The following is an 18,257-nucleotide window of genomic DNA, read 5'->3' as shown; positions in this document are numbered from 1 at the left end:
CGGTTGGAGGTCTTTCCGAGCACGTCCGCCGGGGGAAGATCAAGGGGCCTTCAGCGAGCCGGCGGTCGTCCGGGGTGCACTCGCCTGCGGGCCTGACGCGGTGCGAGCGGAAGGGAGATCTACGCCACTTTCGTGAGCCTGGTGTCGCCCTGAGGGAGGACATGCGAACCGCGGGCGGTCACGCATTGTCTTACCCTCGAATGGTGCGCGCTCTTCTCGTGGTGAACCCCCAGGCGACTACAACGACGCCGGCGGGTCGCGACGTGCTGGCCCACGCGCTCGCCTCGGACGTGAAGCTGGAGATCGTCCAGACCTCATACCGCGGCCACGCCCTCGACGCTGCCGCCCAGGCGGCGAACGACGGGTTCGACCTGGTCATCGCCCACGGCGGCGACGGCACGGTCAACGAGGTGGTCAACGGCATCCTGCGCGGCGGCCCCCGTTCCGGCTCCCCGATGCTCGGCGTGGTCCCCGGCGGCTCGGCGAACGTCTTCGCCGGCGCGCTGGACATCCCGCGCGACCCCGTCGAGGCCACCCACGTCCTGCTGCAGGCCATCGAGAACGGCACCAGCCGGCGCATCGGGCTCGGCCAGGTCTTCGCCGACGTCATCGAGGACGGCCGCTGGTTCACGTTCAACGCCGGTGTGGGCCTCGACGCGGACGTCGTCGCCGGGGTCGAGGCCGAACGCGCCAAGGGCCGCAACGCGAGCCCCGTGCTCTACCTCGCGGTCGCGCTCAAGGCCTACGGCAAGCTCGTGCGGACCCCGCAGCACTTCACCGTCGAGGTTCCCGGCGAGGCGCCGTTCGACGACGTCGGCATGGTCTTCGTGTCGAACACGGACCCGTGGACGTACTTCGGGGACAAGGACATCCACCTCAACCCGAGCACGTCGTTCGACGGCGGTCTGGGCCTTTCGGCGCTCAAGACGATGCGCGTGCCGACGGTTGCGCGCTACATCACACAAGTTCTGGCCACGGGGAATCCCAAGAGTCCGAAACTCGTGCGGCGTGACGACGTCGAATATGTCAGAGTGAAGAGCGAGGAACCCGCCAACCTGCAGGTGGACGGCGATTTCCTCGGCACGACGACTCAGGTGGAGTTCCGAGCGGTTCCCGAGGCGTTGACCGTAGCCGTGTGACGCACGGCAAACTTGACGGTCCGTGATCGTTCTGTAACCGTCTCGCTACCCATCCGGGATGTAGGGCAATCGAGTGACAGCAGAGCGTGAAATCCCAGGTGAACGCTGTCGATCTTTTGGGTGAGTTCACTCACCGGGTTGGTGCCAACCCCTTGACATCCCAGCCGTTCGTGAAAGCATTCACAAGCACCCCAAAACGACCGCTGACAACCGGCGTGCCTTTGTGCGCGCCAAGGCTGAGGAGTAGTTCCAATGGACTGGCGCCACCGCGCGATCTGCCGCGACGAGGACCCCGAGCTGTTCTTCCCCGTTGGGAACAGTGGTCCCGCGCTGCTTCAGATCGCCGAGGCGAAGACCGTCTGCCGCCGTTGCCCCGTCGTCTCCGACTGCCTCGCGTGGGCACTGGAGAGCGGCCAGGACGCCGGCGTCTGGGGCGGGATGAGCGAAGACGAGCGTCGCGCCCTCAAGCGCCGCAACGCCCGCACGCGCGCCCGCAGCAACGCCTGAGCAGGCTGTTCGCCCGCAGAAGCCGTTTGAAGATGAAGCCCGACACCGTGCCAGGTGTCGGGCTTCTTCTTTGTTTGCACACCCTCCCGCATGACCACGTGAGACCGCTGAGGCTGGTCGTCACGTGTGCACATGGCTCAGTTTAGCGCCGCCCCCTGAGCGGCACGCGCAGGACCGCCTCTGTACCGCCTCGAGGCCTCCGTCGCAAGCTCAACGAGCCTCTCAATTCGGAGTCGACGAGGGTCCGAACGATCTGCAGACCGAGACGGTCCGTGCGTTCGAGGGAGAAACCGGGCGGAAGGCCCTTGCCGTCGTCGGAGATCGTCACGTCGAGCCACTTGGCGGACCGCTCGCTGTGCACGACAACCTCCCCGCGCTGGCCAGGGGCGTACGCGTGCTCGAAGGCGTTCTGCACGAGCTCGGTCAGCACCATCACCAGCGGGGTCGCGATCTCGGACGACACCACGCCGAACCCGCCCTCGCGGCGCACCTTCACCTGGGTCTCGGTGACGGCGACGTCGCCCATGATCGGGATCACCTTGTCGATGACGTCGTCGAGGTCGACGCGCTCGTCGACGGACATCGACAGCGTCTCGTGCACGAGCGCGATCGACGTCACCCGGCGCACCGACTCGGCGAGCGCCTCCTTGGCCTCCGGGTTCGACAGCCGGCGCGACTGCAGCCGCAGCAGCGCGGCCACCGTCTGCAGGTTGTTCTTCACCCGGTGGTGGATCTCGCGGATCGTGGCGTCCTTCGACATCAACGCCCGGTCGCGCCTGCGGACCTCGGTGACGTCGCGGCACAGCACGATGGCGCCGGCCGCCTGACCACGTGGCCGAAGGGGCAAGGAACGGAACAGCACCGCGGCACCGCGGCGTGACTCGGCCTCCATCCGCATGGACGGCTGCCCGTCGAGCGCCTGCCGGATCCGCTGCGCCACCTCGGTCGCGTCGAACGGGTCGCCGATCAGGCTGCGGGTCAGCGGCGCCAGGTGCACGCCGACCAGGTCGGACGCGTGCCCCATGCGGTGGTACGCCGACAGCGCGTTCGGCGAGGCGAACACCACCGCACCGGACGGGTCGAGCCGGATCAGGCCGTCACCGACGCGCGGGCTGGTGTGCACGTCCGGCGACGGTTCGGGAGCCGGGAAGGTGCCGTCCGCGATCATCTGGCACAGGTCGGCCGCGCTGCCGAGGTAGGAGATCTCCAACGGCGACGGCACGCGCGGGACGGCCAGGTTCGTGCTGCGGCTCAGCACCGCGATGACCTGGGTGCCCAGCCGCACCGGGATGGTCTCGCGCCGCACCGGGACACCCAGGTGCCAGCGCGGGTCCTCCTCGCGGCAGATCCGCGACTCGTCCATGGCCCTGCGCAGCTGCGGGTGCTCCTCGGAGGTGACCTCGCTGCCGACCACGTCCTCCGGGTGGGCCGTGGGCGCGGTCGTGGGGCGGGCCTGGGCGACGCAGAGGAACCTGTCGTCCTCCAGCGGGACCCACATGTTGAAGTCCGCGAACGACAGGTCGGAGAGGAGCTGCCACTCGGCGACGACCAGCTGGAGGTGGTCGACGGCGGCGCCGGAGAGCTTGGTGTGCTCGGCCAGCAGGTCCGTGAGCGTAGACAGAACTCCTCCATGAGAAACTGGTCGGTGAAGCAGTTCTGATCCTAGGAGACTCCCATGTCGAAGCGTGCTCGCAAGCGCCGCGACCGCAAAAAGGGCGGCGCCAACCGAGGCAAGCGCCCCAACGCCTGAGTGCTGCGAAAAGGCCTGGCCACCATGTCGGTGACCAGGCCTTTTTGTTGTTCTGGAGAACTTCTCAGTCCTCGGTGCGGATCTCCACGATCGTCGCGCGGATGCGCGCCTTGAGGTCCGCGGGGGCGTAATCCCCACCACACTTGCGGGCGAGCAGCGCCTTGAGGTGCTCCTCCAGCCCGAACTGCTCCAGGCACGGGTGGCACTCGTCGAGGTGCGTCTGCAGGGCCTTGCGCCGGCCCTGGTCGCACTCCTGGTCGAGGAACAGCCAGACCTCGCTCAGCACCTCTGAGCAGTCGGTGTCGTGGGGTTCGCCGCAGTTCATGACGCGTCTCCGTTGCTGCCTCGGAGGAAACCGCGGTCGCGGGCGACGTCCGCCAGCATGTCGCGGAGCTGGCGACGGCCCCGGTGCAACCGGGACATCACCGTGCCGATCGGGGTCCCCATGATGTCTGCGATCTCCTTGTACGCGAAGCCTTCGACATCGGCGAGGTAGACCGCGATCCGGAACTCCTCCGGCAACCGCTGCAATGCTTCCTTCACGTCGCTGTCGGGCAGGTTGTCGAGTGCCTCGACCTCGGCGCTGCGCAGCCCGGACGAGGTGTGGCTCTCCGCCTGCGCCAGCTGCCAGTCCGTGATCTCGTCGGTCGGCTGCTGGAGGGGCTGACGCTGCTTCTTGCGGTAGCCGTTGATGTAGGTGTTCGTCAGGATCCGGTACAGCCACGCCTTGAGGTTCGTGCCCTCCGAGAAGGACGCGAACGCCGAGTAGGCCTTGAGGTACGTCTCCTGCACCAGGTCCTCGGCATCCGCCGGGTTGCGCGTCATGCGCAGGGCGGCCGAGTACAGCTGGTCGAGCATGGGCATCGCGTCGCGCTCGAAACGGGCAGCGCGCTCCGCCGTCGTCTCTGTCGTGCCGGTGGCGGGCACCGCGCTCCCTTCCCAACGGTTCTGGGTCGGGACTGACTCTACGCGTGACCGCTCGAGCATGTTCGTTGCCACGTTCTGCCCAACACGGACGGGCTGGTAGTAATTCCGCATGGCCGGACGTGGGACCCCCGCCACAGCGCTGCTGGACAAGCAGCGGGTGGCGCACACCTTGCACTCTTACGAGCACGACCCCCGCCACGAGTCGTACGGCCTGGAGGCGGCGGAAGCCCTCGGCCTGGTGCCGGGCCGCGTGTTCAAGACGCTCGTGGCCGATGTGGACGGCAAGCTCGCGGTCGGCGTCGTGCCGGTCACCGCCCAGCTCGACCTCAAGGCGCTGGCGGCGGCGTTGAAGGGCAAGAAGGCGAAGATGGCCGTCGTCGCCGACGCCGAACGCGCCACCGGTTACGTCGCGGGCGGGATCTCGCCGCTGGGGCAGAAGAAACGGCTGCCCGTGGTGGTGGACGCGTCGGCGCTGGAGTTCGGCACCGTGTTCTGCAGTGCCGGACGGCGCGGGCTCGAGGTGGAGATCGCGCCGGGTGAGCTGGTGCGGCTCACCGGCGCGGTGGTGGCGTCGATCAGCGCCTAGTGCGGTGACCACGATCTTCACCGTGTTTCCCGACGCTCAGCAGGGCACCTCGCGGGGCAGGTTCGTGGTCACCGCACCAGTCACTCGCCGGTCCGGCCGTCGACCGCCTCGCGCAGCAGGTCCGCGTGGCCGTTGTGGCGCGAGTACTCCTCGACCATGTGCGTCAGGATCCACCGCAGGTTCACGGTCCGGTCGTCGCCGCGCCACGGCTTGCGCTTGGCCGTCTGACCGAGGTCGCCGGTCTCCAGCGCCTCCTCGACGGCCTTGCGGGAGCGCTCGACCTCGTCCTGCCACAACCCCATGAGCTCCTCCGGGGTGTCGGCGGCGGCCGAGTGCCAGTCCCAGTCGTGGTCGGCCTTCCAGTCCACGCTCGCCCACGGCTCCAGCGGCTCGCGGTCGTGCAGCACGACGTGGAACCACTGCTGCTCCACGTACGCGAGGTGCTTGACCAGGCCGCCGAGGGTCATCTCGGACTTGGCGGTGGTCATGGCCAGCTGGCCGGCGGTCAGCCCGCCGACCTTCCAGACGAGGGTCGCGCGCTGGAACTCCAGGAACCCGGTCAGGGTGGCGAGCTCGTCGCCGTCCGTCGGAGGTTCTGGCCTGCCCTGCTCATCGAGAAGCGTCATGGGGCGGCACAGTAGTGCGGTGAACCCGCGTGAGCAGGTGATTTAGTCGAGCGGGCGCAGCACCCGGTCGAGCCACTCGCCGACCGACCGGCCCACGTCCGCGACCGACGCCTTGAGCGAGTGGTCGCCCTCCAGCAGCACGACCTCGCGGTGGTGGCCGCGCGAGGGCTGGCCGAACGGGTCGTTCTCGCCCTGCACGACCAGCGTGGCCACCTCGACGCCGTCCAGCTCGGCCATCCGGGACTTCTCCGGCTTGCCCGGCGGGTGCACGGGGAACGCGAGGCACAGCACCGCCACGGCCTGGCCCTCGACGCTCGTCCGGCACGCCACCCGAGCACCGGACGAGCGGCCGCCGAACACCAGCGGCAGGCCGTCGAACCAGCGTTCGCCCAGGTCGTCGACCACGGACAACCACGCCGTGTCGAGCTGCTTGGCCGGGGCGGGGGCGCGGCGGCCCGCCACCCGGTAGGGCTGTTCGACCAGGGCCACGTGCACGCCGACGGAGTTCGCGGCGCGGCACGCGGCCACCAGGTCCGGTGCCTCGACGCCACCGCCGGCGCCGTGGCCGAGCAGCAGCGCGGCACGCGGTTCGTGGGCACAGTGCAGCAAGGCCCGCGCGGGGCCGTGCGGCGTGTCCACCAACAGCGTGGTCACGACAGTTCTGCGCGTTCGACGAGGGAGGCGTTGTTGTTCTTCACGCTGTTCACGGCGGTCGACACCGGCCGCAGCTCAAGCGCCTCGACGATCGACAGGTCGGGCGTCAGCAGTTCGGACGGGTCGAGCGAGTCCGGGTCGAGCCACGCCGACCAGCGGTCCTGGGGCAGCAGCAACGGCATGCGGTTGTGCACCTCGGTCAACGCGCCGATGGACTCCGTCGTGAGCACAGCGCACGTGACGGTCGGGACGTCGTCCTTCCACCACACGGACCAGATGCCCGCCATCGCCAGGGAAGTGTCGTCCCCGAGCGTCATGAAGTACGGCTGCTTGCGCCCCTCACCCGGCTGCCACTCGTACCAACCGGCGGCCGGGATGATGCACCGGCGCTTCATCGCCGACTGCTTGTAGGCAGGCTTCTCCAGCACGCTCTCGGCCCGCGCGTTGATCATCTTGGCCGCCCCGGACAGGTCCTTGGCCCAGTGCGGGACCAGGCCCCAGCGCATCACCCTGATGCTGCGCTCCAGGTCCTCGTCCTCCGGCTTGCGCTCGACCACCGCCATGACGTGCTTGGTGGGAGCGACGTTGTAGTCCGCACCCGGTGCCTCGTCGCCGGTTGCGTCCACCGCTTCGAACTCGGCCGCCAGCAGCGCCGGGTCCTTGGTGGAGGCGTACCTACCACACAAAACCGATCACCTCCGAAGTCACAATGGTCCCACGCCGGGAACACCTGTGCGAGCTGCCCCAGTCCGCATGCGGGATCATTCAGGCATGACTCAGCACTGGTCAGCCCCCAGCGCGTCCGGCCCAGTCCACTCCACGGTGCCGGTGCCCGGCTCGAAGTCGATCACGAACCGCGTCCTGGTGCTCGCGGCGCTGGCCGACGGGCCGTCCGCGGTGCACGCGCCGTTGCGCAGCCGCGACACCGTGCTGATGGCGAAGGCGTTCACCTCGCTGGGCGTCGGGATCGCCGACCGGGCCGACGGCGGCTGGGACGTCACCGCCGCGCTGCGGTCCGGCCGACGTGGACTGCGGGCTCGCCGGACGGTCATGCGGTTCCTGCCGCCCGCCGCCGCGCTGGCCGAGGGCGAGATCAGGTTCGACGGCGACCCGCACGCGCGGGTGCGGCCGATGAGCACGGTGCTGGACGCGTTGCGCGCGCTGGGCGCGGACGTGGAGGGCGACGCGCTGCCGTTCACGTTGCGCGGCACCGGATCGCTGGCCGGCGGTGAGGTCACGATCGACGCGTCCGGCTCGTCGCAGTTCGTGTCCGGGCTGCTGCTGTCCGCCGCGCGGTACGACAAGGGCGTGACGGTGCGGCACGCGGGCAAGCCGGTGCCGTCGTTGCCGCACATCGACATGACCGTGCAGACGCTGCGGTCGGTCGGGGTCGCGGTGGAGACCGACGGCACCAGCGCGTGGCACGTCGAACCGGGCCCGATCGCCGCCCGCACGTGGCACGTGGAGCCGGACCTGTCGAACGCGACGGTGTTCCTGGCGGCGGCCGCGGTGACCGGTGGCGAGGTCACGATCCCGCACTGGCCGGCGCGGACCACCCAGCCCGGCGACTCGGTGCGGGGCATCCTCGAGCGCATGGGCTGTGCGGTCGAGGTGTCCGAGCGGGGCCTGACCGTGCGCGGGCCGGAGAAGCTGTCCGGGCTGGACATCGACCTGCGCGACGAGAGCGAGCTGACCCCGACGGTGGCCGCGCTCGCGGCACTGGCCGAGGGCCGCACGCAGATCCGCGGTGTCGCGCACATCCGCGGCCACGAGACCGACCGGATCGCCGCCCTGGTGAACGAGATCAACGCGCTGGGCGGCAAGGCGTCCGAGACCGGGGACGGGCTGGTCATCGAGCCGGCACCGCTGCACGGCGGGCTGTGGCAGGCCTACGCGGACCACCGGATGGCCACCGCGGGCGCGATCATCGGGCTGGTGGTGCCCGGCGTCGAGGTGGACGACATCGGCAGCACCACCAAGACGATCCCCGACTTCCCGGGGATGTGGACCGCGATGCTGGGCGAGGGCGCGTAGCGGTGGGCAAACAGGACTGGCGCAAGCTCGACGAGTCCGACGTCCGGGTGCGCCCCGGCAAGGGAACGCGGCCGCGCAGCAAGAGGCGACCGGAACACGCCGACGCGGAGACCGCGATGGTGATCGGGGTCGACCGGGGCCGGTGGACGTGCGCGATGGAGTCCGGCGCCGTGGTCACGGCGATGCGTGCGCGCGAGCTCGGCCGCACGCCCGTGGTGGTCGGCGACCAGGTCGGCATCGTCGGTGACACCTCGGGCCAGCCGGACACGCTGGCCCGCATCGTGCGCGTCGAGGAGCGGACGTCGGTGCTGCGCAGGACCGCCGACGACACGGACCCGTTCGAACGCGTTGTCGTCGCGAACGCCTCCCAGCTCATCATGGTCGTCGCGCTGGCCGATCCCCCGCCGCGCACCGGTTTCATCGACCGGTGCCTGGTCGCCGCGTACGCCGGTGGCCTGGAACCGGTGCTGTGCCTCACGAAGTCCGACCTCGCCTCGGCGGACGAGTTGCTCGCGCTCTACACCGAGCTGGACGTGCCGGTGCTCGTGACGCGGTCCGACGAGGAACCGGCGGAGCTGCGGGCGCGGTTGCAGGACACGGTCTCGTGCCTGATCGGCCACTCCGGCGTCGGCAAGTCCACTTTGGTCAACAAGCTCGTCCCGGACGCCAACCGCGCGGTCGGCGTCGTCTCCGGCGTCGGCAAGGGCAGGCACACCTCGACCCAGGCCGTCGCACTGCGGCTGCCCGGCGGTGGCTGGGTCGTCGACACCCCCGGCATCCGCTCGTTCGGCCTCGCCCACATCACGCCGGACGACATCGTGAAGGCCTTCCCGGACTTCGCCGAGGCCGCCGAGGAGTGCCCGCCCGGCTGCGGCCACCTGGGCGCCCCCGAGGACCCCGGCTGCATGCTCGACGAGCTCGTGCCGGACGCACCGGGCCGCCTCACGTCGCTGCGCCGCCTGCTGGCCTCCCGAGCCGGGCTCGACGACTACACGGACTGAATCGGCGGCCGATGAGTCACACTGCAGGGCATGAGCAGACTTCTGGGGGCGGTCGTGCTGAGCTGCGTGCTCACCGCGTGCACGGTCCTGACCCCCGGCAAGGCGCTGAAGGACCCCGCGTTCGCCGGGCCGTACTACGGCGCACCCCGTGACGTGGCCGCGTTCGACCCGTGCAAGGCGCTGCCCGCCGAGCCGGAGCAGTGGTGGATGCAGAAGGCGGTGGCCCCGGCCCGTCCCGGCACGGCGATCCCCGGCACCTGCTTCCACATCTTCGGCACGGGCGGCCCGCGCGACGTCGGTGTGCTCGTCGGCGTGCGCGCCATGCCCTACGACGGCGAGAAGGCGAAGTTCCCGGACGGCCACCAGGCGCAGTTCGACGGCCACACGACGTACCTGTTCTGCGGTGAGGACGGCACGGGCGCGGAGTGCACGGCGTGGGCGGCGCTCGCACCCGAGCAGACCCTGCTCGTCAGCACCTACCAGCGCGGTTCCTCCGCGTCCGCCATGCTCCCGACGGTGCAGCGGTACCTGCTGCACGTCCTGGAACGTCTGCCGAAGGCCCGATGAGACGACTCCTGAACGCCGCTGCCCTGGTGGCCGCGCTGACCGCGTGTGCGGGCCCTCCCGCCGCACCCGCGCCCACCCCGACGTCGACGGTGACCACGACGTCGCCGCGCATCGACGTCGCCCACGACCTCACGGACGTCGACGTGTGCGCGCTGCTGACCGCTGCGGACGTCAAAGGCCCGTTCGTGCGGCCACCAGCGCCGTTCGCGGGCCCCGGGACCTGTGAGTTCCGCGCCCCGACCGGTCTCCGGCTCGGCCTGGTGATCACCCAGAGGTCCTACGACGACGCGAAGCCCCTGGTGCTCAACGGGTCCGAGCAGGTCATCGACGGTCACTCCACCTGGTGGGCCACCGGTTCCGACGGCACCATGACCCACTGCGACATGGTGGTCGCGCTGACGGCCGACCACGTCCTGGAGGTGCGCGCCGAGCAGTACCCGATGGACGTCGTGCGCATCGGTTCCCAGACCCGAGTGCAGGTCCAATCCGTGTTGAGCCGTCTGCCGAGGAAGTGAATGAAGCGAGTTCTGGCGCTGGTCCTGCTGCTGAGCGCGTGCAGTGGTGAGCCCGCACCCCCGAAGTTCGTCGACACCGACCCGTGCACGCTGCTGCAGAGCGGCGACGCGGGCCCGTTGGACAGCACCGCCAGGGCCGGGCGCGAGTGCACCTACGCGTTCGGCTCGACGACGGTCACGCTGGAGCTGCGGGAGGGGCAGTTCGACGACGAGTCGGCCCGGCTGCAGGCCGGCGGCGGGTACGGCGCGGTGGTCGAGGACCGGCCGATGACCCGGCGGTGCGCGTCGTCGGCGTGCGAGGCCGTGGTGCAGGTGCGCGAGGGTGAGCTGCTCGGGCTGACCGTGACCAAGCAGGGCGAGGACGACAACGTGCTGGGCCAGACCACGCAGGGGCTGGCGTTGAAGGCGCTGGAGAGGTTGCCTAAGTGAAGCGCTGGACCATCGCGTTGCTGCTCCTGGTCGCGGGGTGTGGCAGCACACCGCCGCCTGCGGCTGTACAGACAACAAGCACAACCACCACCACGACGACGGTCACCACGACGTCGCCGCGCATCGACACGCCGCGCAAGCTCGCGGGCGTCGACCCGTGCTCGCTGCTGGTGGCCTCGGACTTCGACGAACCGCTGTTCGCCCCGCCGGCGCCGTTCCCGAACCTGCCGAACGCCTGCGAGTACCGGGTGGGCAACGGCACGGAGAAGGACCTGTTCGTGATCGCCGCGATCGCCGGGCCGTACGACCGGTCGGTGAAGAGCGGCTCGCTGCTCGACGGCCACTCGACCTCGACGTCGTGCATCGACGGCCCGGAGTGCACGATCGTCGTCGCGGTGTCCGAGACCCAGACGTTGAAGATCATCGTGCACCTCGAGGGCGGCAACGACCAGCAGCGCGCGCAGATCCTGTGGGGCAAGGCGGGCAACGCGGTGAAGAGGCTGCCTGTCACAGGGTGAGCGGCTGTCCCGTCCCCCTGTCATGAAGGTATTCGTGATCGGTGCGACGGGTGTGCTCGGCCGGGAAGCCCTCCCGCGGCTGCGGGAGGCGGGCCACGAGGCCGGTGTGCTGGACCGGCGCACCACCTCGATGTTCGACGCCACGCAGCTCGCCACCGCGATGGCCGGCTACGACGCCGTCCTCAACCTCGCCACCCGCATCCCGCTCAGCGCCAAGGCCGTGCTGGCCAGCGCGTGGGCCGAGAACAACCGCATCCGCACCGAGGGCAGTGCGGCGGTGGTGGAGGCGGCGCTCAGGGCAGGCGTCGGCCGGGTCGTGCAGGAGGGCATCTCGTTCGTGTACGCCGACGGCGGTGACCGCGAGCTCGACGAGAGCGCTCCCCTCCAGCCGGTGGGCCACATCGCCAGCTCGGTGACCGCGCAGCGCAACGTCCTGCGCCACCCCGGCGGCGTGTTCCTGCGCATCGGGATGCTGCTGGGTGGGGCCGCGCAGGCGCCACCGGTGCTCGTCGGCGACGGCTGGATGTCGGCCGTGCACCCCGGTGACGCGGCGGCCGCGGCCGTTGCCGTGCTCGACGCGCCCGCCGGGATCTACAACGTCGGCACGCCGGTGCTGAAGCGGGACCTGGGCATCACCAGGCTGCCGCGGGCGTTCGGGAAGCTCGCGGCGTCGCTGGAGGTGTTCTCGCGCTCACAACGGGTTGTCAGCACCAAGCTCACCGAGGCGACGGGGTGGAAACCGGAGGCCTAGGCCTGCGCCGGCTAGTGGTGTGACTCAGCACGTTGCCGGGGGGATTCGCGGTCAGACGGGTGCATCGTGGTGTCGCCCCCACGTCCTCATACTGGACCGTATGGGGGCGTGGGGGCGGCGCCGCGAGGTGCCCTGCTGAGCGTGGATCACCTCGCCAACGTGCTGAGTCGCGCCACTAACCCATGTGCGGGTAGCCGTGCCGCGTCGGCGGCACCAGCGTCTCCTTGATGGCGCGCGGGGACGTCCACCGCTGCAGGTTGTAGATCGACCCCGCCTTGTCGTTGGTGCCGGACCCGCGCGACCCGCCGAACGGCTGCTGCCCCACGACGGCACCGGTCGGCTTGTCGTTGACGTAGAAGTTGCCCGCCGCGAACCGCAACGCGCGGTGGGCCTGTTCCACCGCGACGCGATCGCGGGCGAACACGGCACCGGTGAGCGCGTACGGCGTGGAGGTGTCGATGACGCCCATGATCTTCTCGTAGTCCGCGTCGTCGTAGACGTGCACCGCGAGGATCGGGCCGAAGTACTCCGACGTGAAGATGTCGTGGTGCGGGTCGGTGCCCAGCAACACCGTCGGGTCGACGAAGTAGCCGACCGAGTCGTCGCACGTGCCGCCGGCCAGCACGTCCACGGAGGTCGACGCGGACGCCATCAGCAACGCGTCCTTGTGCTTGGCGAAGGCGCGGTGGTCGATCACCGCGCCGCCGAACACCGACAGGTCCGTGACGTCGCCGTACGCCACCGACTTCGTTACGTCCACGAGGTGGTCGCGCACACCGCCGTCCCACAGCGAACGCGCGATGTACGCGCGGGAGGCGGCCGAGCACTTCTGGCCCTGGTACTCGAAAGCACCGCGCACCAGGCCGGTGACGAGCGCCGCCGGGTCGGCGGAGGCGTGTGCCAGCACGAAGTCCTTGCCGCCGGTCTCGCCGACCACCCGCGGGTAGGCGCGGTAGTGGTCGAGGTTGTCCGCCATGGTCCGCCACAACGTCTTGAACGTCCGGGTGGAACCGGTGAAGTGCAGGCCGGCGAAGAACCTGTCCCGCAACGCCACCTCGCTCACCGCCCGGCCGTCACCGGTGACCATGTTGACCACGCCCGGCGGCAGGCCCGCCTCCTCCAGCAGGCGCATGGTGAAGTGCGCGGCCAGCTGCTGCGCCGGCGACGGCTTCCACACCACCGTGTTGCCCATCAGGGCCGGGGCGAGCGGCAGGTTGCCGGCGATGGCGGTGAAGTTGAACGGCGTGATCGCGACGACGAACCCGTCCAGCGGCCGGTGGTCCATCCGGTTCCACACGCCGGGCGAGGACACCGGTTGCTCCTGCAGGATCCGGCGCCCGAAGTCGACGTTGAACCGCAGGAAGTCGATCAGCTCGCACGCCGCGTCGATCTCGGCCTGCTGCACGGACTTCGACTGCCCCAGGATCGTCGCGGCGTTCAACGTGTCGCGCCACGGGCCGCTCAGCAGGTCCGCCGCCCGCAGCAGCACCGCGGCCCGCTCGTCGAACGGCAGCTCCTGCCATCCCGGTGCGGCGTGCTGCGCGGCCCGCATCGCCGCCGCCACGTCGGAGTTCGTGGCCTGCGCGGTCACTCCGAGCACGTGCCGGTGGTCGTGCGGCTGGACCACGTCGACCCGCTCGCCGCCGCCCATCCGCTGCTCGCCGCCGATGGTCGTGGTCAGCTCGTGCGTGGTGCCTTCGAGCTCCGCGATGCGGGCTTCGAGGCTGCTGCGCTCGGGGCTGCCAGGCGCGTAGGTGCGCACGGGTTCGTTGACCGGTTCGGGTGCAGCCGTTACGGCGTCCATTCCCCCATCGTGGCACGCGGTAGTAGGGTCCGTCGGGTGGCGCGGGTGACTGGCATCGGCGGGGTCTTCCTGCGTTCCCGGGACCCTGTGCGGCTGGCCGCCTGGTACCGCGACAACCTCGGGGTGCCGATGAGCGAACGCGGGACCGTCACCTTCCACTGGCTCGACACCGCCACGTCCGACCACCCCGGCACCACGACGATGGCGTTGTTCGCCCAGGACACCGACTACATCGGCGAACCGCACCAGCGCACGATGCTCAACCTGCGCGTCGACGACCTGACCTCGTTGATGTCGAAGCTGCGCGCCCGCGGGGTCGAGGTGCTGCCGGAGACCGAGGACTCGGAGTTCGGCCGGTTCGGCTGGTGCGTCGACCCCGAGGGCAACCGGATCGAGCTGTGGGAACCCGCGGAAGGCATGTGAGCCCTTCTCGTTCGATCAGGCCCCCTGCGCCGCAGCCTGGCGCCGCACGAGCTCCGCGACGTTGTCGGGCAGGGTGGTCTCGAAGTCGGTCAGCTTGGCCCAGGCCGGCTTGATGACGATCCGGACCATGCCGTCGCTGTAGAGCGAGCGGACGTTGACCTCCCACTCGGCGCGCTGCTCCGGCGTCATCGACATGGTCTTGCCGATCTGCAGGTACTCGTCCGGGATGTCGTCGACCGGGTCCAGCTCGGCGGTGCCGCGGATGGACAGGATCTTCGGCGGGAACTGCTCGGTGTCGATCGTGAACGCGACGGCGGGACGCTGCGCCAGCATGGCGAGCTTGCGCGCGTTCTTCGACGTGCAGATGACGATCTCGCTGCCGTTCCAGCAGAACCCGACCGGGATGTTGCGCGGGGTGCCGTCCTGCGCGACGAACGCCAGCCTGGCCATGTCGCGGGCCAGCAGCTCCTGGCCGAGCGGGCGGTTCAGTACCTCGTCGACGACGTGCTGCTTCATGGTGGCTCCGTCTCTTCGGTGTCGGACACCCCTGGGACGGAGCCGCTCACGGCGCCTCTACATCAGGTGTTCATGACCTGAGTCACATCAGTTCGAGCACGAACGCCAGCTCCTGCGCCGCGTACCAGGCCAGCTCGTGGTCCTCGGCGCTGCCGAGCGTGAACTCGGCGTCCGGGTCGCCCAGGTCGGCCGCGTCCACGACCTCCACCGCGGCCCGCACGTCGTCCTCGGCCTCGGCGGTGTCGAGGTGCACGGACGCGACGTCCTTCAGCGTGAACGACCCCGCGACCTTCACCACCGAGAAGTCCAGCTCGGGGCGCAAGGTCACGTCGTCCGCGTCCACCGCGACGACCGCGCGGCGCGGCTCTGACTTCTCGTCGGCGGCCAGCAGCCGCAGCGACGCGCGGGCGGCGTCGAGCATCGCCGCGTACTCCAGCTCCTCGGTGTCGCCGGCGGCGTAGGACTCGCGCAGCGCGGGCGTCAGCGCGAACGCCGTGCCGTTGACCGGTGCGAGCTCGCCGCTGTCGACGAAGCTGCGCAGCATGGCCACCGTGGCCGGGATGTAGACCCTCATCAGACGCCCGCCGTCCCCATCAGTTCCTCCACCGACTCCTCGACCATGGTCGCGAGAACGTCCACATCGGACATGGCGTCGCGGTCGCCGTTCAGCCCGAAGTACACACCGCCGTCGTACGACGTCACCCCGATGGCCAGCGCCTGGTTCTTGGCGAGCGGCACGACCGGGAAGATCTCGGTCATTCTCGCCCCCGCGGCGTACAGCGGCACCTGCGGGCCCGGAACGTTGGTGACGATCACGTTGAACAGCCGGCGGCTGAACGAGCTGGCGGCCCGCGCGCCCAGTGCGTGCAGCGTCGGCGGGGCGAACCCGGAGACCTTCACCAGCGCGTCGGCGGCCACGGACTGGCCGGACTCCTGGTGCGCGCGGGTCGCGTGGCTCACGTGGTGCAGCCGCACGACCGGGTTCGGCTCGCCCACCGGCAGGTCCACCAGGTACGCGGAGACGTTGTTGCCGGAGTCGGGATCGGTCTCGCGCACCGACATCGGCGTCATCGCGCGGATCGTGGTGCTGCCGGTGACGTTCTCACCGCGGCTGAGCAGCCAGTTCCGCATCGCTCCCGCCAACGCCGCCAGCACGACGTCGTTGACCGTGCCGCCGTGCGTCTTGCGGATGGCACGCAGGTCGTCGAGCTGAGCGCGCGCTACGGCGAAACGGCGCTGCGGCGAGGTGATGCGCACGTTGAGCGGGCTGCCGGGTGCGGGCGAGGCGGCCGTGTGGATCGCGGCGGCCACGGCACCGACGGCGTTGACGACCTTCCCGACGGTCGCGACGGTGTCCATCGCGGCGCTGCGGACGTTCTCCACGAGCTCGCCGGGCCGGTGCACGATGTCGGTGACCGCGTCGGCCACCAGCTGCAGCGAGCTGGGCTCCGGCTGCGGCATCCAGAGGTTCTCGACGTTGGTCCGCGGCGACGGCGACACGTCCAGCATGACCTGGCCGATCTCCAGCGACGCGATGCCGTCGACCATGGCCTGGTGGGTCTTGGTGATCACCGCGAGCTGGTTCTTCGCGAGGCCCTCGACGAGGTAGATCTCCCACAGCGGCCGCGAGTGGTCGAGCGGCCGGGACATCAGCCGCGCCACCAGGTCGTGCAGCTGGGTGTCGCTGCCCGGCTTGGGCAGCGCGCTGCGGCGGACGTGGTAGGTCACGTCGAAGTCCGGGTCGTCCACCCACACGGGCCGCGCGATGCGACCGGGGACGTGCACGACCTTCTGCCGGTAGCGCGGCACGAGGCTCAGCCGCTGCTCGATGAGGTCGACGAGCTTGTCGTAGTCGAACCCCGCCTTGGGCCTGCGGAACACCGCGACGCCACCGACGTGCATCGGCGTCGTGGAGCCTTCCAGGTACAGGAATGAGGCGTCCAGCGCTGACAGTCGGTCCGGCATGCGCCCCAGCCTAGTGGCGTTTTTCGTCCATGAGCTTTTCCAGCATCGCCCGCTCCTGCGGATCACGGTCGTGCCGCTCCAGCCGGATGCGCGCCGCCTCCGGGATCGCCTCGCGCGCCCTCGGGTCCACATTGGCCATGAACGACTTGAGGAAGCTCCACCGCGTCAGCCGGCGAGCGGTCGTCAGCTTGGCCACCGCGAGCGAGACCCAGCTGAGTGCCACGTCGAGCCGGCGGTCGCCCTTGGTCGCGGACGCCCAGTCGAGCACGACCGGCCCCTCCGGGCCGAGCACGACGTTGCCGGGGTGCAGGTCGAGGTGCAGCAGGTCGCCGTCGCCGCTGAGGAAGTCCGGCGCCGCGATGGCATCGAGGCAGTGGTGCAGGTCGGCGAGCTCACGGCCCAGCCGACCGGCCAGCCACGGCTTGCGGCCGATCTCCTCGGACATCCGCGGGCCGGGCACGTACTGCATGACGAGCTCGTCGGCGGTGGCGTCGTGCACGCGCGGGACGGCGATGCCGTGGCCGCTCAGGTACGACATCATCTCAGCCTCGCGCCGCAGGTCACGACCTGTGCGCGTGCGTTTGACGAGCAGGCCGTCGGACCGGATGAACACGTCCGAGTCCTGGCCGCTCGCAAGGTGTTGACGATGCGCGACGCTGCGCATACCTGCCGTCATGTGACGATCATCATGCATATGATCCAAAGCACAAGGGCCGAATGGCTCTAGTCGGGCTCTTCACCCGTTCGAGCCGGGCGTGCGGGGGCCAGGTGAGCCGTCTGGCACCCTCATCGGCGTGGAGATCTCGCCCAAGGACCGCTTCGTCACCGTCTACGGCCGCAAGCCAGTGCTGGAAGCGCTGGACGACCCGGCCCTCTCGGTGGACAAGGTGGTGCTCGCCGACACCGCCCGCGGTCCGGCGGCGCGCGAGATCCTCGACGCGGCCCGGTCCCGCGGCGTGCAGGTGCAGCGGGCGACCGCGCAGCGGGTGAAAGTGCTGGCGGGCAACGGGAAGCAGGACCAGGGCGTGCTCGCGGACGTCGTGGCGCCGCGGATGAAACCGCTCGCGCTGGCGCTGGAGCAGGACGACCTGCGGTCGGTGCTGCTGCTCGACGGCATCACCACGCCGGCGAACGTCGGCATGATCCTGCGGACGGCGACGGCGGCGGGCATCGACGGCATCGTCGTGCCGCGCCGCGGGGTCGCCTCGATCGACCCGCTCGTGGTGAAGGCCTCCGCCGGGGTGGCTTTCCGCGCGCCCGTGCTGCGCTGCGGCACCGCGGCGGAGGCTTCGGCACTGTTGCACGCGCACGGCTTCCCGTTGCACGCGCTCGACTCCCACGCGTCCGACACGATTTATTCCGCCGAGTTCAGTGAGCGCGCGGCTTTCGTGCTGGGCAGCGAAACGTTCGGAATCACCGACGACGTGCGCCCGCACATCACTTCCTGGATTTCCATTCCAATGGCCGCGGGCGTCGAATCCCTGAACGTCGCATCCGCTGCCGCCGTGCTCTGTTTCGAGCTCGTGCGGCGCGCCCAGGTCTAAT

The 18,257-nt window shown here is 70.2% G+C and carries 24 protein-coding genes; 13 read left to right on the top strand and 11 right to left on the bottom strand.

Going from position 1 to position 18,257, the window contains the following annotated elements; all coding sequences use genetic code 11:
• Positions 1-203 precede the first annotated feature (203 nt).
• Entirely contained in the window at positions 204-1,139 is a 936-nt protein-coding gene (locus BBK82_RS19490) for a diacylglycerol/lipid kinase family protein (protein ID WP_065921194.1), read from the top strand.
• Positions 1,140-1,391: 252 nt separating this feature from the next.
• A complete protein-coding gene (locus tag BBK82_RS19485; protein ID WP_015104912.1) occupies positions 1,392-1,646 on the top strand; it encodes a WhiB family transcriptional regulator in 255 nt (84 codons plus the stop codon).
• 142 nt (positions 1,647-1,788) lie between these two features.
• Here BBK82_RS19485 and BBK82_RS19480 read toward each other — a convergent pair whose 3' ends face one another.
• Positions 1,789-3,267, bottom strand: coding sequence for a sensor histidine kinase (locus BBK82_RS19480; RefSeq protein WP_065921193.1), 1,479 nt, complete (start codon positions 3,265-3,267; stop codon positions 1,789-1,791).
• Between the two features lie 54 nt (positions 3,268-3,321).
• Here BBK82_RS19480 and BBK82_RS56735 point away from each other — a divergent pair, with 54 nt between their 5' ends.
• Positions 3,322-3,396, top strand: coding sequence for a 50S ribosomal protein bL37 (locus BBK82_RS56735; RefSeq protein ID WP_369809028.1), 75 nt, complete (start codon positions 3,322-3,324; stop codon positions 3,394-3,396).
• Positions 3,397-3,460: 64 nt separating this feature from the next.
• Here the strand turns inward: BBK82_RS56735 and rsrA are convergent, their stop codons facing one another.
• Entirely contained in the window at positions 3,461-3,721 is a 261-nt protein-coding gene (gene rsrA / locus BBK82_RS19475) for a mycothiol system anti-sigma-R factor (protein WP_065916275.1), read from the bottom strand.
• A complete protein-coding gene (locus tag BBK82_RS19470) occupies positions 3,718-4,383 on the bottom strand; it encodes a sigma-70 family RNA polymerase sigma factor (protein WP_083268041.1) in 666 nt (221 codons plus the stop codon). The genes rsrA and BBK82_RS19470 overlap by 4 nt, the downstream gene beginning before the upstream one ends.
• A gap of 49 nt (positions 4,384-4,432) precedes the next feature.
• Here BBK82_RS19470 and ybaK point away from each other — a divergent pair, with 49 nt between their 5' ends.
• The gene (gene ybaK, locus BBK82_RS19465) at positions 4,433-4,909 is read left to right on the top strand and encodes a Cys-tRNA(Pro) deacylase (RefSeq protein ID WP_065916273.1); all 477 of its coding nucleotides are present in this window, start codon (positions 4,433-4,435) and stop codon (positions 4,907-4,909) included.
• Positions 4,910-4,989: 80 nt separating this feature from the next.
• Here the strand turns inward: ybaK and BBK82_RS19460 are convergent, their stop codons facing one another.
• From BBK82_RS19460 to BBK82_RS19450, 3 genes are read right to left on the bottom strand one after another with little or no spacing between them, the layout of a single operon-like run.
• Positions 4,990-5,535: a DinB family protein gene (locus tag BBK82_RS19460; RefSeq protein ID WP_065916272.1), complete on the bottom strand. Its 546-nt coding sequence runs from the start codon at positions 5,533-5,535 to the stop codon at positions 4,990-4,992.
• A gap of 42 nt (positions 5,536-5,577) precedes the next feature.
• Positions 5,578-6,189 carry an alpha/beta hydrolase family protein gene (locus BBK82_RS19455; RefSeq protein ID WP_065916271.1) on the bottom strand — a complete coding sequence of 204 codons (612 nt, stop codon included), beginning with the start codon at positions 6,187-6,189 and terminating at the stop codon, positions 5,578-5,580.
• The gene (locus BBK82_RS19450) at positions 6,186-6,875 is read right to left on the bottom strand and encodes an SOS response-associated peptidase (protein ID WP_065916270.1); all 690 of its coding nucleotides are present in this window, start codon (positions 6,873-6,875) and stop codon (positions 6,186-6,188) included. Before BBK82_RS19450 ends, BBK82_RS19455 begins: the two co-directional genes overlap by 4 nt.
• Before the next feature lie 85 nt (positions 6,876-6,960).
• Here BBK82_RS19450 and aroA point away from each other — a divergent pair, with 85 nt between their 5' ends.
• The 7 genes from aroA to BBK82_RS19415 are packed head-to-tail and all read left to right on the top strand — an operon-like array spanning position 6,961 to position 12,004.
• Positions 6,961-8,223, top strand: a complete 1,263-nt coding sequence (gene aroA, locus BBK82_RS19445) for a 3-phosphoshikimate 1-carboxyvinyltransferase (protein ID WP_071812633.1) — start codon at positions 6,961-6,963, stop codon at positions 8,221-8,223.
• Positions 8,224-8,225: 2 nt separating this feature from the next.
• Positions 8,226-9,224, top strand: a complete 999-nt coding sequence (rsgA, locus tag BBK82_RS19440; RefSeq protein WP_065916268.1) for a ribosome small subunit-dependent GTPase A — start codon at positions 8,226-8,228, stop codon at positions 9,222-9,224.
• Positions 9,225-9,254: 30 nt separating this feature from the next.
• A complete protein-coding gene (locus BBK82_RS19435) occupies positions 9,255-9,791 on the top strand; it encodes a hypothetical protein (RefSeq protein WP_154697388.1) in 537 nt (178 codons plus the stop codon).
• Positions 9,788-10,306, top strand: coding sequence for a DUF3558 family protein (locus BBK82_RS19430; RefSeq protein ID WP_083268040.1), 519 nt, complete (start codon positions 9,788-9,790; stop codon positions 10,304-10,306). The genes BBK82_RS19435 and BBK82_RS19430 overlap by 4 nt, the downstream gene beginning before the upstream one ends.
• Positions 10,307-10,735: a hypothetical protein gene (locus BBK82_RS19425; protein ID WP_065916265.1), complete on the top strand. Its 429-nt coding sequence runs from the start codon at positions 10,307-10,309 to the stop codon at positions 10,733-10,735.
• The gene (locus BBK82_RS19420; RefSeq protein ID WP_065916264.1) at positions 10,732-11,253 is read left to right on the top strand and encodes a DUF3558 domain-containing protein; all 522 of its coding nucleotides are present in this window, start codon (positions 10,732-10,734) and stop codon (positions 11,251-11,253) included. The genes BBK82_RS19425 and BBK82_RS19420 overlap by 4 nt, the downstream gene beginning before the upstream one ends.
• Before the next feature lie 22 nt (positions 11,254-11,275).
• A complete protein-coding gene (locus tag BBK82_RS19415) occupies positions 11,276-12,004 on the top strand; it encodes an NAD-dependent epimerase/dehydratase family protein (protein WP_065916263.1) in 729 nt (242 codons plus the stop codon).
• 175 nt (positions 12,005-12,179) lie between these two features.
• On the opposite strand, the gene pruA is transcribed toward BBK82_RS19415, so the two are convergent.
• A complete protein-coding gene (gene pruA / locus BBK82_RS19410; RefSeq protein ID WP_065916262.1) occupies positions 12,180-13,808 on the bottom strand; it encodes an L-glutamate gamma-semialdehyde dehydrogenase in 1,629 nt (542 codons plus the stop codon).
• Positions 13,809-13,844: 36 nt separating this feature from the next.
• Here pruA and BBK82_RS19405 point away from each other — a divergent pair, with 36 nt between their 5' ends.
• Positions 13,845-14,231: a VOC family protein gene (locus BBK82_RS19405; protein ID WP_065916261.1), complete on the top strand. Its 387-nt coding sequence runs from the start codon at positions 13,845-13,847 to the stop codon at positions 14,229-14,231.
• A gap of 15 nt (positions 14,232-14,246) precedes the next feature.
• Here the strand turns inward: BBK82_RS19405 and BBK82_RS19400 are convergent, their stop codons facing one another.
• From BBK82_RS19400 to BBK82_RS19385, 4 genes are all read right to left on the bottom strand, one after another.
• Entirely contained in the window at positions 14,247-14,747 is a 501-nt protein-coding gene (locus tag BBK82_RS19400; protein ID WP_065916260.1) for a pyridoxamine 5'-phosphate oxidase family protein, read from the bottom strand.
• Positions 14,748-14,829: 82 nt separating this feature from the next.
• Positions 14,830-15,321, bottom strand: coding sequence for a DUF6912 family protein (locus BBK82_RS19395; RefSeq protein ID WP_065916259.1), 492 nt, complete (start codon positions 15,319-15,321; stop codon positions 14,830-14,832).
• Positions 15,321-16,712 carry a WS/DGAT/MGAT family O-acyltransferase gene (locus BBK82_RS19390; RefSeq protein WP_065916258.1) on the bottom strand — a complete coding sequence of 464 codons (1,392 nt, stop codon included), beginning with the start codon at positions 16,710-16,712 and terminating at the stop codon, positions 15,321-15,323. Before BBK82_RS19390 ends, BBK82_RS19395 begins: the two co-directional genes overlap by 1 nt.
• A 10-nt stretch (positions 16,713-16,722) precedes the next feature.
• Positions 16,723-17,325, bottom strand: coding sequence for a phosphotransferase (locus BBK82_RS19385; RefSeq protein WP_237048268.1), 603 nt, complete (start codon positions 17,323-17,325; stop codon positions 16,723-16,725).
• Positions 17,326-17,500: 175 nt separating this feature from the next.
• On the opposite strand from BBK82_RS19385, the gene BBK82_RS19380 reads away from it, so the two are divergent.
• The gene (locus tag BBK82_RS19380) at positions 17,501-18,256 is read left to right on the top strand and encodes a TrmH family RNA methyltransferase (protein ID WP_065921192.1); all 756 of its coding nucleotides are present in this window, start codon (positions 17,501-17,503) and stop codon (positions 18,254-18,256) included.
• Position 18,257: the final 1 nt, after the last annotated feature.

Source organism: Lentzea guizhouensis (assembly GCF_001701025.1).
GTDB lineage: Bacteria > Actinomycetota > Actinomycetes > Mycobacteriales > Pseudonocardiaceae > Lentzea > Lentzea guizhouensis.
Note: the sequence above shows the minus strand (reverse complement) of the source record. Positions and strands in the feature narration are given on the sequence as shown.

Excerpts from the sequence above, each read along its gene's own strand:
- aroA (WP_071812633.1), top strand. The coding sequence starts at position 6,961 with ATGACTCAGCACTGGTCAGCCCCCAGCGCGTCCGGCCCAGTCCACTCC.
- rsrA (WP_065916275.1), bottom strand. The coding sequence starts at position 3,721 with ATGAACTGCGGCGAACCCCACGACACCGACTGCTCAGAGGTGCTGAGC.
- BBK82_RS19425 (WP_065916265.1), top strand. The coding sequence starts at position 10,307 with ATGAAGCGAGTTCTGGCGCTGGTCCTGCTGCTGAGCGCGTGCAGTGGT.
- BBK82_RS19415 (WP_065916263.1), top strand. The coding sequence starts at position 11,276 with ATGAAGGTATTCGTGATCGGTGCGACGGGTGTGCTCGGCCGGGAAGCC.
- BBK82_RS19430 (WP_083268040.1), top strand. The coding sequence starts at position 9,788 with ATGAGACGACTCCTGAACGCCGCTGCCCTGGTGGCCGCGCTGACCGCG.
- BBK82_RS19485 (WP_015104912.1), top strand. The coding sequence starts at position 1,392 with ATGGACTGGCGCCACCGCGCGATCTGCCGCGACGAGGACCCCGAGCTG.
- ybaK (WP_065916273.1), top strand. The coding sequence starts at position 4,433 with ATGGCCGGACGTGGGACCCCCGCCACAGCGCTGCTGGACAAGCAGCGG.
- BBK82_RS19400 (WP_065916260.1), bottom strand. The coding sequence starts at position 14,747 with ATGAAGCAGCACGTCGTCGACGAGGTACTGAACCGCCCGCTCGGCCAG.
- BBK82_RS19470 (WP_083268041.1), bottom strand. The coding sequence starts at position 4,383 with ATGCTCGAGCGGTCACGCGTAGAGTCAGTCCCGACCCAGAACCGTTGG.
- BBK82_RS19460 (WP_065916272.1), bottom strand. The coding sequence starts at position 5,535 with ATGACGCTTCTCGATGAGCAGGGCAGGCCAGAACCTCCGACGGACGGC.
- BBK82_RS19390 (WP_065916258.1), bottom strand. The coding sequence starts at position 16,712 with ATGCCGGACCGACTGTCAGCGCTGGACGCCTCATTCCTGTACCTGGAA.
- BBK82_RS19435 (WP_154697388.1), top strand. The coding sequence starts at position 9,255 with ATGAGCAGACTTCTGGGGGCGGTCGTGCTGAGCTGCGTGCTCACCGCG.
- BBK82_RS19395 (WP_065916259.1), bottom strand. The coding sequence starts at position 15,321 with ATGAGGGTCTACATCCCGGCCACGGTGGCCATGCTGCGCAGCTTCGTC.
- pruA (WP_065916262.1), bottom strand. The coding sequence starts at position 13,808 with ATGGACGCCGTAACGGCTGCACCCGAACCGGTCAACGAACCCGTGCGC.